The organism is Myroides sp. (genome assembly GCF_032073645.1).
Taxonomy (GTDB): Bacteria; Bacteroidota; Bacteroidia; order Flavobacteriales; family Flavobacteriaceae; genus Flavobacterium; species Flavobacterium odoratimimum.
Window position 1 is genome coordinate 25,188 of sequence record NZ_DAMANB010000026.1, and the last position, 13,390, is coordinate 38,577.

Below are 13,390 nucleotides of genomic sequence, written 5' to 3' on the forward strand. Positions count from 1 at the left end.
TGACTCGATAGCTCAGTTGGTAGAGCACAACACTTTTAATGTTGGGGTCCTGGGTTCGAGCCCCAGTCGGGTCACAAAAGCTATTCTAATAAGAGTAGCTTTTTTTGTTTTTGAATATTAATTTTCTTTACCTTTAGTAAGGTGTTGGTAAATGTATTCGTTTAAGGCCATGTGGAGGAATTGGTAGACTCGCCATCTTGAGGGGGTGGTGTCGCAAGACGTATGGGTTCGAATCCCATCATGGTCACATATAAGATAGAAGCGCTGTAGGGGGCCTTTAAAAGAAAAAGCTACTTAATTTGGTTAAGTAGCTTTTTTTTTTACTGTTGATTTGTCTCATCACTATTCTCGTCATTTTTCTTAGAAGGCCCCATTAGTAAAAATAAAGCCACAACTAGACCTACGCAGACTAATCCAAAGATAATAATCATGAAGGTACCGTTGTTGAAGTTGTAAAGAGGTAGGTTTTGTAAAGTCATAATCTGTTTATTTTTGTTATTTTAACACTAAAGTATAGAATATTTTTAACATTTAAAATGATAATTGTCATCTAATTTATATGGGAGTTATTTGATGAGGTAGAAGCGAGGTTTTATCGTGAATTAGGAGAGTAACTAATTGTATATTAAAAGTATATGTTCTTTTTTTAAATGGAGGGTGATAAGTTAAATAAGATATTTGTAGTCAAAAAATAGGAGAATGTTTAGAAGCTGTGTCTAATTGTATAGTTAGAAAGTCTATTTAGATTAATCGTTATTCTTAAAAATAGCAAGAAAGTAGTATAATAAAAAAGTTTATATTTTTTTAAAATGCTATTAATTCATTTACTGTGTTTTACGGCTATCCCTTGATAAATCTAGGAAAAAAGGTTGGTTTGTAATTTGTGAGATATAAAAAAAGGTCTACCTTTGCATAGCAATTGAGAAACAAACAGTTTGTCAATGACTCGATAGCTCAGTTGGTAGAGCACAACACTTTTAATGTTGGGGTCCTGGGTTCGAGCCCCAGTCGGGTCACAAAAAAAAGCAGAGATTATAATCTCTGCTTTTTTTATACTTTATATTTTGATTACTTTATTTTGTTTAATGAATCTCCAATCGGTAAATTCATTTTAGAGGTTAAAGACGATATCTCATTTAGTGAGAACTGCCCTGTCAAGATCATTACTATATTCTCTTTACTGTTTTCGTTGAAAAGAAGTAGGTTGCTTATGTTGTTAGCAGACCCATTTTGATTGATATATATCGTGATATTACCACCATTATCTTTATTGCTAGAGAACTCTTTTAAAGAAGCAGAAGAGACATGCTTAGATACTGCTGCTTTCATTTCTTCTTTTAAAGAAGCTGAAGCGGTATTAAATACCTTTAATGAAGTTAATTTTTTGATTAGATTTAAATATGCTTTTTCTTCTTGGCTTGTAGGTTCTACCTTTACATTGGCCATCATTTCGAACATCTTTTGATTTACAACTACAGCATTTACTTGTTTGTTCTTTTCGAATGCTTGAAATTCATCTTGAGCAAATGTATTGATAGCGCTCAAGGTAAATAAAAAGATAAATATTGCTTTTACTGTATTTTTCATGGTTACTTTGTTTTGTTAGTAGGGATCCCTTTATTCAGGTCATTAGAAAGTTGAATTAGTAATTTTTGACATTCTTTATAAGCCACTTCTGGATTATTAAAAGTTCCATACTCATTTTGTTTTAAAGTAGGTTTGGTGTCACTTTTGGTTGGGAAGTATATAAAAGTCATAATAGCTCCTAATACTAGTGCTCCAAAGAAAAGTAAGTTTTTAATAGATGTCTTTTTCTTCATTTATATTGATCTATATGTACAAACATAATATAAATGTAAATAAGTTTTTGAATAATTCCTACGTAGTTTTCGAAAATCGTATTTGATCAATCTATTACTGAGGTAGTCGATTTATATTTTTAATATTTAATAATGTTCTATTTTTGTATTTAAACCAATAAGATAATTATGAAAAACTGGAAGATTTATTCTATACTATTCTTAGTAACGACTGTATTTGTCTCTTGTAAAAAAGAGAGTAATACTGTAATTACTTCTGATGATACTAATACAATAGAATATGCAAAAGGATTTACTATAGAAGCTTATGATCAATACTCGGTGGTAAATGTAAAGCAGGCTTGGGTAGGTGCAGATAAAAGTTTTAAATATGTGTTATATAAAGAAGGTAAAGAGGTTATTCCTGATTCGTTAAGAACACTTCCTAGTCTTAAAGTACCTGTTCAGTCTATAGTAGTTACTTCAACTACACACCTTCCTTCATTAGTAGTGTTAGAAGAAGAAAAGTCATTGAAAGGTTTTCCGGGGTTAAATTATGTATCGTCTCCTTCAATTAGAAAACTGATAAATGATAATCATATTAAGGAAGTAGGACAAAATGAACAATTAAATACAGAGTTATTATTAGATTTAAATCCTTCAGTTATTGTAGCATTCGCTATGGATGGTTCTAATCAAGCTTTACAATTAATAGAAAAGAGCGGGATACCTGTAGTATATAATGGTGATTGGGTGGAGCAGACACCTTTAGGTAAAGCGGAGTGGATTAAACTATTTGGTGCTTTATATGGTAAAGAAAAAGAGGCTAAGACCTTTTTTGATAACATAGTTCAAGATTACAAGGATGCACAAGCTTTAGTGAAAGATGCTAAAAATAATCCGACTGTGATGAGTGGTGCTATGTATCAAGATGTATGGTACACTCCTCAAGGGCAAAGCTGGATGGCTATATATTTTAAAGATGCTAAGTCTGATTATCTATGGAAAGAAACGGAAGGTACAGGGAGTTTATCTCTTTCATTAGAGGTAGTGCTTGATAAAGCTATAGATGCATCTTTCTGGATTAACCCAGCCCAATATGAAACTCTTCAACAATTAGTAGATGCTAACCCACACTATGCTAAATTTAATGCTTTTAAAAATAAGAATGTATATTCATTCTCTCCAAGAAAAGGAGAGACAGGAGGAAGTCTATTCTATGAATTAGGACCAACTCGTCCTGATTTAGTATTAAAAGATTTGATCTATATTTTACATCCAGAGATATCTATACCTAATTACCAACCTGTGTTTTTTGAACAACTAAAGTAATTATGAGTAAAAAAGTAGGTCTCATAGGTTTAATAACAGTCTTGTTAATTCTTTTTGTTCTCAATATATCTATGGGTAGTATACATATTCCTTTTAGTAAAGTGATAAGTGTGCTACTAGGAGAGGAAGAGGTGAAGGAGACATGGCGTTATATTATTCTTAATTATAGATTGCCTAAAGCCATTGTAGCTGTTCTGGTAGGAGTAGCCCTTTCTATAAGTGGGCTGCTTATGCAGACGCTGTTTCGGAACCCTATGGCAGAAAGTTATGTGTTAGGAATAAGTTCTGGAGCGAGCTTAGGTGTTGCTATATTGATATTAGGTGTATCTTTTTTACCAACAACTGTTGTTTCTATTTTTACTTCTACTTATGGTATCGCTCTTGTATCTATTTTAGGAAGCTTAGGTTTACTTTTTTTAGTGTTATTAGTTTCTAATTCTGTCCGAAATACAGTTACTGTTCTAATTGTAGGATTAATGTTTGGAAGCTTTGCTAATGCGATAGTTGGTATATTGACCTATTTTAGTTCTGCAGAGCAGTTAAAGCGTTTTGCGTTTTGGTCATTGGGAAGTTTAGGTAACTTGAGTTGGGAAAGTATTACTCTTTTTGCTATTGTTGCTGGGATAGGAGTATTAGGAAGTATGTTACTTATTAGAGCTTTAGACGCAATGTTATTGGGTGATAATTACGCATCTTCTATGGGGATTAATGTTAAGAAGGCGCGTAATATGATTATTTTAGTCACTAGTCTTCTAGCAGGGATATCGACTGCATTAGTAGGACCTATTGCGTTTATCGGATTAGCAGTGCCTCATATAGCGAGACTTATATTAAAAGTGAGTAGTCATCGCTATTTGATTATTACTACAGCTTTATTAGGAGGAGTCTTAATGTTGATATGTGATATGCTTACCCAAATAAAAGGAGAGCAGTTCTTGTTGCCTATTAATGCTGTTACTTCTATATTCGGAGCGCCTATTGTAATATGGCTTATTTTAAGAAGAAAAGTTCAGTAAGAGTTCGTTTGAGAGTAGAATAGAAAAAAATATTAAAAATTAAAAGCATCCATAGTTTTGCTTTATCTTTGCGAGTTGTAAATAATAATTATGAAGTTCGATTTATTACATACAGACGTAAATTCTCGTGCACGTGCTGGGAAGATTACGCTTGATCACGGTGTTATTGAGACACCTATTTTTATGCCAGTTGGTACTGTAGCTTCTGTTAAAGGAGTTCATCAACGTGAATTATCAGAAGAGATTAATCCTGACATTATTTTAGGTAATACTTATCACCTTTATTTAAGACCTAAAATGGAGATTCTTAAACAGGCAGGAGGGTTACACAAGTTTATGAACTGGGATCGTAATATCTTAACAGATAGTGGAGGATTTCAGGTATATTCTTTATCATCTAATAGAAAGATTAAAGAAGAAGGGGTGAAGTTTAAGTCTCATATTGATGGTTCTTATCATTTCTTTTCACCAGAGAGCGTAATGGAGATTCAACGTACTATCGGGGCTGATATTATTATGGCTTTTGATGAGTGTACTCCTTATCCATGTGATTATAGATATGCTAAGAGATCTATGCATCGTACACATAGATGGTTAGATAGATGTGTAGATCATTTAACTAAAGTACCAGAGATGTATGGGTATTCTCAAACGTTATTCCCTATTGTACAAGGAAGTACTTTTAAGGATTTACGTGAACAGTCTGCAGAGTATATTGCTAATATAGGTGCTGATGGTAATGCCATTGGAGGGTTATCAGTAGGTGAGCCAGCAGAAGAAATGTATGCAATGACAGAATTAGTAACTAATATTTTACCAAAGGACAAACCTCGTTATTTAATGGGAGTAGGTACTCCTATTAATATTCTAGAGAATATTGCTTTAGGAGTAGATATGTTTGACTGTGTAATGCCTACACGTAATGCTCGTAATGGTATGTTATTCACAGCTCATGGATCTATGAATATGAAAAATAAGAAATGGGAAGATGATTTCTCTCCTATTGATGAGAATGGATATACATGGGTAGATACAGCTTATTCAAAAGCTTATTTACGTCACTTGTTTGCAGCTAATGAATCATTAGGTAAACAAATCGCAACGATACACAACTTAGGATTCTATTTATGGTTAGTACGTGAAGCTCGTCGTCAGATTTTAGCAGGTACTTTTACAGAGTGGAAAAATAAGATGGTGAAACAAATGGATAACCGTTTATAATTTAATCAAAATATAAAGAAGCATCAAATAGTAATTATATGAAAATATTAGATTGGTATATACTCAAAAGATACTTAGTAACGTTCTTTGTGTTATTATTGCTTTTTGTGCCTATAGGAATCATAATTGATGTTTCTGAAAAAATAAACAAGATATTAGCAAATAAGGTACCCTTGCCAGCAGTACTAATGTACTACTTGGACTTTACAATCTATTTTGCTAATATGTTGTTTCCTATATTGTTATTTATCTCTATTATCTGGTTTACTTCTAAGCTAGCTAATAATACAGAAATTGTAGCAATACTTAGTTCGGGAATTTCCTTTACTCGTTTTTTACGACCTTATATTATCGGGGCTACTTTCATTTCTATTTTTGCTTTAGTAATGTCTGTTTTTATTGTACCTAAAGCTAGTCAAGGGTATAATGATTTCCGTTATAAGTATATGAAGAGTACAGAGGTACGGGAGAGCCAGAACGTATATCGACAAATTAGCCCTACTGAGTTTATTTATGTAAGTAACTTTAACTACAATAGTAAGACAGGATATAACTTTTCATTAGAAGTATTCGATGGAAATAAGATGACTTCAAAAACGACGGCTAACCGTATTGTATGGAATCCTGAGACAGAAACCTATACGTTATTTAGTTATTTTAATAGAGAGATAGGTGAAACTGAAGATCATTTTGAAAGAGCTGATGAGAAAGAAATGAAGCTTGACTTCGATATAGATGATCTTACTCCTGTAGTATACGCTGCAGAAACAATGCAATTAGGGCCTTTAAAACGATTCATAGAAAAGGAGCAAATGAGAGGGTCTTCTAATATTAATGTATATTTAGTCGTTTTGTATAAAAAATATAGTGTACCTGTATCAGCGTTTATTCTAACGATTATTGCGGTATCTGTTTCTTCTATGAAGAGAAGAGGAGGAATGGGAATGAACTTAGCCATAGGGATTGCTTTAGCGTTTATCTATGTCTTCTTTGATAAGATATTTGGTACATTGGCAGAAGCGTCTAGTATTCCACCTTTAGTAGCGGTATGGCTACCTAATGTTGTTTTTGGTATTCTAGCAATATTCTTACTTCGAAATGCTCGCAGATAATATAAAAAGTCAGATATATCTCCATTTAATTGTTTTTATATGGGGATTTACAGCTATTCTAGGACAATTAATTTCTCTAGAAGCTCTGCCATTAGTATGGTATAGAATTTTAATAGCAGTGATTACTTTGTTAGTGTTTTATGCATTTACAAAACAATCTATAAAAGCTCCTAAGCATAGAATTATACAGTTTCTAGGGGCAGGTGTAGTTATTGCCCTCCATTGGCTAACTTTCTTTTTAGCAATAAAGGTGTCTAATATATCTATTACATTAGCTTGTTTGTCCACAGGAGCCTTTTTTGCCTCCATTTTAGAACCACTAATTTTAAAGAGAAAGGTAGTAAGCTATGAAGTTTTCTTTGGCTTTATAGTTATATGTGCTTTGACTTTAATCTTTAGTGTGAGTGGAGAGTATATAGAAGGAATACTCTTAGGACTAATTGCAGCTTGTTTATCAGCTTTGTTTTCTATCATTAATAGTAAACTAATCGTGCATACTGCTGCTCCTGTTATTACATTTTATGAAATGTTAGGAGGGCTTATAGTCCTTTCCTTAGTATTATTGATTACAGGAGGTTTTACTATAGAATTCTTTGAGGTTAGTCTAAATGATTGGATGTGGCTTTTACTTTTAGGTACAGTATGTACTGCATTTGCTTTTTTAGGCTCTGTGTATATTATGCGCTATTTAACGCCTTTTACAGTGATGCTGACTATTAACCTAGAGCCAGTGTATGGTATTTTATTAGCTGTGGCTATCTTTAAAGACAGTGAGAAAATGACCCTAGAGTTTTATATAGGAGCCTTGTTGATTTTGAGTACAGTGGTACTAAATGGTATTGTTAAAAATAGAAAAAAGAGAAAACTTAGTACTAGATAGCTTATCTATCCGAGTATTGTTTTATCTTTGTCATTCGTAATTGAAACTAAAACTTAATCATAAATGGAATATTTAGATTTTGAACTTCCAATTAAAGAGCTTGAAGAACAGCTGAATAAATGTGCTTTGATCGGTGAAGAATCTGATGTTGATGTGTCAGCAACTTGTAAGCAAATTGAGAAGAAATTAGAAGAAACTAAGAAGAATATATACAAAAACTTGACTGCTTGGCAGAGAGTTCAATTGTCTAGACATCCTAATAGACCTTATACATTAGATTATATCAAGGCTTTATGTGGAGATACTTTCCTAGAGCTTTTTGGTGATAGAAATGTAAAAGACGACAAAGCAATGGTAGGTGGTCTTGGTAAGATTGGTGATCAAAGTTTTATGTTCGTTGGTCAACAAAAAGGATATAATACTAAGACTAGACAGTATAGAAACTTCGGTATGGCTAATCCAGAAGGATATAGAAAAGCTTTGCGTTTAATGCAAATGGCAGAGAAGTTTAATATTCCTATTGTTACTTTAATTGACACTCCGGGTGCTTATCCTGGTTTAGAAGCAGAAGAAAGAGGACAAGGTGAAGCTATCGCTCGTAATATCTATGAAATGTTCCGTATTAAAGTGCCTATCATCTGTATTATCGTAGGTGAAGGAGCTTCGGGAGGTGCCTTAGGTATTGGTGTTGGTGATAAAGTAACGATGTTAGAGAATACTTGGTATTCTGTAATTTCACCAGAATCATGTTCTTCTATTTTATGGAGAACTTGGGAGTATAAAGAAAGAGCAGCAGATGCTTTAAAGTTGACTTCTTATGATATGAAGAAAAACAAATTAGTAGATGATATTATTCCAGAACCACTTGGAGGAGCACATACTAATAGAGAAGAAACTTTCGCTACTGTTAAGAAATATATCGTAGATACATATAGTAGCTTAGCTAAGTTATCAACAGATAAGTTAATAGAAAAACGCATGGAGAAATACTTCGAAATGGGTGAGTATAAAGACTAGTTCTGAATATATAGAAATACTAAAATCCGAGAGTCTATCTCGGATTTTTTTTTCACTAATTATTAGTTATCTTATTAACAAGCTAATTGTATAAATAAGGATTGAGTTATCGTCAAAAAGGATTAATTTCGCATTATGGAACAAGCAAAAGAATTTAGACCAAAGCAATCTTTTTCTAGAGAAGTTGTGTCTTTAGAGAAAGGAAAACTTCCACCACAGGCTATTGACTTAGAAGAGGCTGTATTGGGAGCCATGATGATTGATAAGAAAGGTATTGATGAGGTTATTGATATATTACAACCTGATGCTTTCTATAAAGATGCTCACAAACATATATTTGAAGCAATCGATCAATTATTCGTAAGTAATCAACCTATAGATTTATTAACTGTATCTACGCAATTGCGTAAGAATGGTAAATTAGATCAAGTTGGTGGTGATTATTACCTGGTTAGTCTTACACAAAAGATTACTTCTTCTGCGCATATTGAATTCCATTCACGCATTATTTTACAGAAATTCATTCAACGTAGTTTGATACGTATTTCGAATGAGATAATTGAAGATGCTTATGATGAGACAAGTGATGTATTTGACTTATTAGATAAAGCTGAATCTAGATTATATGAAGTTACACAAGGAAATATAAAGAAAAGTTCGGAGACAGCTCAGTCTTTAGTTGCGCAAGCAAAGAAAAGAATTGAGGAAATCAGTACTAAAGAAGGACTAAGTGGATTAGCAACAGGTTTCCATAAGTTAGATGAGCTTACGTCTGGATGGCAACCAAGTGACTTGATTATTATAGCAGCTCGTCCTGGTATGGGGAAGACAGCCTTTGTATTATCTATGGCTAGAAATATTGCTATTGAGACAGGTGCTGGTGTTGCGGTTTTCTCATTAGAGATGTCTTCTGTACAGTTGATTACACGTCTTATTTCTTCGGAGACAGGACTTTCATCAGAAAAACTGCGTACAGGAAAATTAGAAACACATGAGTGGGAACAATTAAACGTAAAAGTAAAAGACTTAGAGCGTGCACCATTGTATATAGATGATACTCCGTCTTTATCTATTTTTGACTTAAGAGCTAAAGCTCGTCGTTTAGCTTCTCAGCACGGAATTAAATTGATTATTATCGATTATTTACAGTTAATGACAGCTGGTGGGAACTCTAAAGGGGGAGGGAACCGTGAGCAAGAGATTTCAACTATCTCAAGAACGCTTAAGGCATTGGCAAAAGAATTAGACGTGCCTGTTATTGCCTTATCTCAGTTATCTCGTGCGGTAGAGACACGAGGTGCTTCTAAAAGGCCTTTATTATCCGATTTAAGGGAGTCTGGAGCGATTGAGCAGGATGCGGATATTGTATCGTTTATTTATCGTCCAGAGTACTATAAAATTGAAGAATGGGATGATGAGGAAAGAAGTCCAACTGCAGGACAAGCAGAATTTATCGTAGCGAAACACAGAAATGGTGGATTAGATAATATTCGTCTTAAGTTCTTAGGGCAGTTCGGTAAGTTTGATAATTTAGATGATGATATGATTGGATTTGGTAATACATTCTCATCTGCAATGAATAATCAAGAGGGAGGAGATTATAGACAGAACTTTGTAGGGAATTTACCATCTGGTGATTCTGTATTTGGTTCAGCTCCTAGTCAAGGTAGTTACCAAGGGGGCTATCAGAATGATGATGATGTTCCTTTTTAATTAAATATACAAAAAACGCCTACTTTATAAAGTAGGCGTTTTTTTGTATAGATGATATCTTATTATTGAACTTGTGTAATAGGAGTTGTAGTAATAACTTTAGGTCTATAAAGTTTGTTAGCATAATCCCAATTCAAATGTTTAAAACACATTTCTAAATAGGCTGTAATGTCTTCTTCGTAAGTAGGGTAATAGGCATGTTCCCATAAGTCTATTCCCAGAAGAGGACTTCCTTTAGCTACTTCAGGCATCATAGGAGAGTCATTATTCGCTGTTGTAATGACTTGTAGTGTTCCATTTACCTGAACTAACCATAACCAACCTGAACCAATTAAAGCATTTCCTTGTGCTATAAACTCTTTCTTAAACTCTGCCATAGAACCAAAGGATTCTGTTATAGCATTTTTAAGGCTCTCATTAGGAGTTTTTTCTTCTAATGGAGAAATAGAACGCCAGTAGATATTATGATTGTAATATGCTCCTGAGAAATTCTTTAGTTTAGGGTAATTATTATCAATTTTAGCCACTAAGCCAGATATACTATCTCTTTCAAATGGAGTACCATGTACAGAGGTGTTTAATTTATTAGTATAGCTTAGATGGTATTTGTCGTAATGTATATAAACGCTTTCAGGTTTTAATATATCAACATAATCACCAAAACCATGACCAATACCTTGCATTTCGAATGGTCCTTGTTTAGTTTTGATAGTATTAGGATCCGGAAAGTTAGAATTTTTAGTGATAAAAGATTCCCTTTCTGGTATCTGTACTTCTGTTAGTTCTTCCTTGTTATTACAAGAAGTAAGTAGAACAAAGTTCAGAGTGATTACAGTGATTAATGTTACCTTAAGCTTTTTCATTATCTAATATTTCTTTCGCTAACTTAATGTATTCTAATTTAGCTTCTTCTATTGTTAAATGACTTACTTGTGTCCAAGCATTAAATTTAAAAGCACGTTTAAGATCACTAGACATATCTTCGAAATCTTGGTGGCTTAATCCATTTGTAGCTTGTTTGTAAAAAGCATAGATGCGCAACATTACATCAGGAGGAAGGTTCTTAGCCTCTCTTGAAATTCGCTCGTATGCTTCTGTAAAATCTAAATCTAAATTGCTCATTATTTATTTGTGCGCAATAACAGTTTTATTACCAATTGCTTTTTGATTTAATACCACATCAACTTTTGTGCCTAATGGTAAATATAAGTCTACTCTTGAACCGAATTTAATAAATCCAGCATCAGTACCTTGTACTACTTGCATACCTGGTTTAGCATAGTTAACAATACGTTTAGCTAATGCTCCAGCGATTTGTCTGTACATTACTTCTCCGAAAACAGGATTTTCTACTACTACAGTAGTACGCTCGTTCTCTTCACTAGCTTTTGGATGCCAAGCTACTAAGTATTTACCAGCGTGGTATTGGCTGTATTTGATAAGTCCGCTTAAAGCATAACGTGTTACGTGTACATTGATAGGGGACATGAACACAGATACCATTAATCTTTTTTCTTTAAAGTATTCTGGTTCGTAAACTTCTTCTATAACAACAACTTTACCGTCTACGGGAGCTAAGATTTTATTATCATCAGCCGTAACAGTTCTGTCAGGGTTTCTAAAGAATTGTAATATTAGAATTAAAAAGATTAATACTATTGATTGCAGGACTACTCTTAGCCATGGAATACTAGCACATAGTACATCAGCTAAAACTACTAATACAGCAGCTATTACTAATGAAAAGAAAATGATTTTAGTTCCTTCTTTGTGAAACATAGTTATAAAATTTGATATATTAAATACAAAAATGGTGCTACAAATATAACACTGTCTAGTCGATCTAAGATCCCACCATGCCCTGGCATGATAGCACCGCTGTCTTTTACACCAGCCTCTCTTTTGAAATGAGATTCTACTAAATCCCCGATCGTTCCAAAAATGCTGACAAAAATAGCACTACTTATCCAAATTACAATATTAAAAAAGTCGAAATATTGACTTAAGATTGTTCCTGCAATAATTGTAAACAACATTCCCCCTAAAAAACCTTCTATTGTTTTCTTAGGTGATATTCTTTCGAATAATTTATTTTTACCAAATTTCTTTCCTGTGATATAAGCAAAAGTATCATTAGTCCAGATCATTATTAAAATACCAATAATGATTTGAGGAACATATACAGGCTGATTACCATCATTAACAAACGGTAAGTACTGAAGTGTCACAAATGATGATATTACATAACCTAAGAATATAATCATTTTGATAGGAAATGATCGATTAGGTTTTTTTGTAGTGAATAGTTCTGCTAATAATGCAAGAAGTACTACTGCTGCGAATATAGCTATCGCGTTAATAGGTAATATATCTCTATACCACGCAAGACATGCAGAAGCCATAAGAGAGATAATCATGGCTAATGATTTTGGTAGCTTGATTAGTTTTGCAAATTCGTATGATGCAATGAACATAAATGCTCCGAAAAGAATTTCAAAGCTAGTAGGTGAGTACAACGTTGCTCCAATCAAAAGCGCAATGTATACAACGCCTGATATTGCTCGAGTAACTGTTTCTGACATATTATAGATCTTCTAAAAGTAATAAATACAAATTCTTGGGAGTTCTACCATAACTTAAAAAATCGCTTTCATTGGTAGATTGTTTAAAGCAATTAAATGTTGTAATGTTACTAGGTAGTGCACTACCATATTTTCTCTTGATTTCTCTTAAGCCATCACTTTTTGTTCTTGTCATTTGACTAGTCTTAGCTAGGACTACAATATTATCAGGTAAATCGTGTGCTTTGTTATTCTTGATTTGTTTATCACAAAATAGAATAGAACCGTCTTCGGCTATTAAGTTTTCGCACCCAGAGAAAAAGAAAGTTGGGTTCTTTACTTCGCCATATTTTATATTGTTCTCTTGTAACATTGAGTACAGAGGACTTTCATACGTTTGTGCTTCAGTTTCAAACCAATCATTCTCTACGAGAATATTGATAAAAGATTCATTTAGTTCATCTAGCGTTTCACAGTATAGAAACTTGCCGCCATTCTCTTTAAAGTTTAAAGTAAAAAGTTCATCCACAGGAAGTTTTTCTTCAGGTAAGTATTGACTTTTATGCACAGCAGGGCTTTCCTCTACTGGGTCAGAAGGTTGAAATACTTTTAATAACTTCTTGAAAAAACTCATATTAAAATAAACTCCGATGAAATAAATTGATTAAGTATTCAAAGATAAAAAAAATCTTAACTTAAAGTTGCCTTTAGGTTAAGATTTTTAATGTTTATAGAGCTT

Annotated in this window: 15 protein-coding genes and 3 tRNA genes; 10 read left to right on the top strand and 8 right to left on the bottom strand. The window is 33.2% G+C overall.

The annotated features are described in order from the left end of the window. Position 1 precedes the first annotated feature (1 nt). A tRNA-Lys gene (locus RT228_RS15775) sits at positions 2-74 on the top strand. Between the two features lie 91 nt (positions 75-165). Then, positions 166-247, top strand: a tRNA-Leu gene (locus tag RT228_RS15780). A 73-nt stretch (positions 248-320) separates the two neighbouring features. On the opposite strand, the gene RT228_RS15785 is transcribed toward RT228_RS15780, so the two are convergent. After that, the gene (locus RT228_RS15785; protein ID WP_006258775.1) at positions 321-479 is read right to left on the bottom strand and encodes a hypothetical protein; all 159 of its coding nucleotides are present in this window, start codon (positions 477-479) and stop codon (positions 321-323) included. A gap of 464 nt (positions 480-943) precedes the next feature. Between RT228_RS15785 and RT228_RS15790 the strand changes: the two genes are divergently transcribed. Continuing rightward, positions 944-1,016 (top strand) — tRNA-Lys (locus RT228_RS15790). Between the two features lie 52 nt (positions 1,017-1,068). On the opposite strand, the gene RT228_RS15795 is transcribed toward RT228_RS15790, so the two are convergent. Beyond that, the gene (locus tag RT228_RS15795) at positions 1,069-1,587 is read right to left on the bottom strand and encodes a DUF4252 domain-containing protein (protein ID WP_006265942.1); all 519 of its coding nucleotides are present in this window, start codon (positions 1,585-1,587) and stop codon (positions 1,069-1,071) included. Positions 1,588-1,589: 2 nt separating this feature from the next. Further along, the gene (locus RT228_RS15800) at positions 1,590-1,820 is read right to left on the bottom strand and encodes a hypothetical protein (RefSeq protein WP_006258772.1); all 231 of its coding nucleotides are present in this window, start codon (positions 1,818-1,820) and stop codon (positions 1,590-1,592) included. A gap of 168 nt (positions 1,821-1,988) precedes the next feature. On the opposite strand from RT228_RS15800, the gene RT228_RS15805 reads away from it, so the two are divergent. The 7 genes from RT228_RS15805 (at position 1,989) to dnaB (ending at position 10,090) form a co-directional block, all read left to right on the top strand. Next, complete coding sequence (locus RT228_RS15805; protein ID WP_286435462.1) at positions 1,989-3,131, top strand: ABC transporter substrate-binding protein; 1,143 nt, start codon at positions 1,989-1,991, stop codon at positions 3,129-3,131. Between the two features lie 2 nt (positions 3,132-3,133). Then, complete coding sequence (locus RT228_RS15810; RefSeq protein WP_286435461.1) at positions 3,134-4,147, top strand: iron ABC transporter permease; 1,014 nt, start codon at positions 3,134-3,136, stop codon at positions 4,145-4,147. A gap of 90 nt (positions 4,148-4,237) precedes the next feature. Continuing rightward, on the top strand, positions 4,238-5,368 hold the full coding sequence (gene tgt / locus RT228_RS15815; RefSeq protein WP_006258769.1) for a tRNA guanosine(34) transglycosylase Tgt: 1,131 nt from the start codon (positions 4,238-4,240) through the stop codon (positions 5,366-5,368). A 38-nt stretch (positions 5,369-5,406) separates the two neighbouring features. Beyond that, positions 5,407-6,480 (top strand): LptF/LptG family permease, encoded by a 1,074-nt coding sequence (locus RT228_RS15820; RefSeq protein ID WP_006258768.1) that lies wholly within the window; start codon positions 5,407-5,409, stop codon positions 6,478-6,480. Next, the gene (locus RT228_RS15825) at positions 6,467-7,360 is read left to right on the top strand and encodes a DMT family transporter (protein ID WP_286432885.1); all 894 of its coding nucleotides are present in this window, start codon (positions 6,467-6,469) and stop codon (positions 7,358-7,360) included. The genes RT228_RS15820 and RT228_RS15825 overlap by 14 nt, the downstream gene beginning before the upstream one ends. Before the next feature lie 63 nt (positions 7,361-7,423). Next, positions 7,424-8,377 (top strand): acetyl-CoA carboxylase carboxyltransferase subunit alpha, encoded by a 954-nt coding sequence (locus RT228_RS15830; RefSeq protein WP_313138766.1) that lies wholly within the window; start codon positions 7,424-7,426, stop codon positions 8,375-8,377. A 135-nt stretch (positions 8,378-8,512) separates the two neighbouring features. Next, positions 8,513-10,090 (top strand): replicative DNA helicase, encoded by a 1,578-nt coding sequence (dnaB, locus tag RT228_RS15835; protein WP_006258765.1) that lies wholly within the window; start codon positions 8,513-8,515, stop codon positions 10,088-10,090. Positions 10,091-10,152: 62 nt separating this feature from the next. Here the strand turns inward: dnaB and RT228_RS15840 are convergent, their stop codons facing one another. Genes RT228_RS15840 through RT228_RS15860 form a run of 5 tightly spaced genes read right to left on the bottom strand, consistent with a single transcriptional unit; the run spans position 10,153 to position 13,285 of the window. After that, the gene (locus RT228_RS15840; RefSeq protein WP_006261858.1) at positions 10,153-10,953 is read right to left on the bottom strand and encodes a superoxide dismutase; all 801 of its coding nucleotides are present in this window, start codon (positions 10,951-10,953) and stop codon (positions 10,153-10,155) included. Then, entirely contained in the window at positions 10,940-11,212 is a 273-nt protein-coding gene (locus tag RT228_RS15845) for an acyl-CoA-binding protein (RefSeq protein WP_006258762.1), read from the bottom strand. The genes RT228_RS15840 and RT228_RS15845 overlap by 14 nt, the downstream gene beginning before the upstream one ends. Before the next feature lie 3 nt (positions 11,213-11,215). Beyond that, entirely contained in the window at positions 11,216-11,869 is a 654-nt protein-coding gene (locus RT228_RS15850; RefSeq protein WP_006258761.1) for a phosphatidylserine decarboxylase family protein, read from the bottom strand. A gap of 2 nt (positions 11,870-11,871) precedes the next feature. Beyond that, positions 11,872-12,672, bottom strand: a complete 801-nt coding sequence (locus RT228_RS15855) for a phosphatidate cytidylyltransferase (protein ID WP_006258760.1) — start codon at positions 12,670-12,672, stop codon at positions 11,872-11,874. 1 nt (position 12,673) lies between these two features. After that, on the bottom strand, positions 12,674-13,285 hold the full coding sequence (locus RT228_RS15860) for an LUD domain-containing protein (protein ID WP_006258759.1): 612 nt from the start codon (positions 13,283-13,285) through the stop codon (positions 12,674-12,676). Positions 13,286-13,390 lie beyond the last annotated feature (105 nt).

Excerpts from the sequence above, each read along its gene's own strand:
- RT228_RS15785 (WP_006258775.1), bottom strand. The coding sequence starts at position 479 with ATGACTTTACAAAACCTACCTCTTTACAACTTCAACAACGGTACCTTC.
- RT228_RS15795 (WP_006265942.1), bottom strand. The coding sequence starts at position 1,587 with ATGAAAAATACAGTAAAAGCAATATTTATCTTTTTATTTACCTTGAGC.
- RT228_RS15800 (WP_006258772.1), bottom strand. The coding sequence starts at position 1,820 with ATGAAGAAAAAGACATCTATTAAAAACTTACTTTTCTTTGGAGCACTA.
- RT228_RS15805 (WP_286435462.1), top strand. The coding sequence starts at position 1,989 with ATGAAAAACTGGAAGATTTATTCTATACTATTCTTAGTAACGACTGTA.
- RT228_RS15810 (WP_286435461.1), top strand. The coding sequence starts at position 3,134 with ATGAGTAAAAAAGTAGGTCTCATAGGTTTAATAACAGTCTTGTTAATT.
- tgt (WP_006258769.1), top strand. The coding sequence starts at position 4,238 with ATGAAGTTCGATTTATTACATACAGACGTAAATTCTCGTGCACGTGCT.
- RT228_RS15820 (WP_006258768.1), top strand. The coding sequence starts at position 5,407 with ATGAAAATATTAGATTGGTATATACTCAAAAGATACTTAGTAACGTTC.
- RT228_RS15825 (WP_286432885.1), top strand. The coding sequence starts at position 6,467 with ATGCTCGCAGATAATATAAAAAGTCAGATATATCTCCATTTAATTGTT.
- RT228_RS15830 (WP_313138766.1), top strand. The coding sequence starts at position 7,424 with ATGGAATATTTAGATTTTGAACTTCCAATTAAAGAGCTTGAAGAACAG.
- dnaB (WP_006258765.1), top strand. The coding sequence starts at position 8,513 with ATGGAACAAGCAAAAGAATTTAGACCAAAGCAATCTTTTTCTAGAGAA.
- RT228_RS15840 (WP_006261858.1), bottom strand. The coding sequence starts at position 10,953 with ATGAAAAAGCTTAAGGTAACATTAATCACTGTAATCACTCTGAACTTT.
- RT228_RS15845 (WP_006258762.1), bottom strand. The coding sequence starts at position 11,212 with ATGAGCAATTTAGATTTAGATTTTACAGAAGCATACGAGCGAATTTCA.
- RT228_RS15850 (WP_006258761.1), bottom strand. The coding sequence starts at position 11,869 with ATGTTTCACAAAGAAGGAACTAAAATCATTTTCTTTTCATTAGTAATA.
- RT228_RS15855 (WP_006258760.1), bottom strand. The coding sequence starts at position 12,672 with ATGTCAGAAACAGTTACTCGAGCAATATCAGGCGTTGTATACATTGCG.
- RT228_RS15860 (WP_006258759.1), bottom strand. The coding sequence starts at position 13,285 with ATGAGTTTTTTCAAGAAGTTATTAAAAGTATTTCAACCTTCTGACCCA.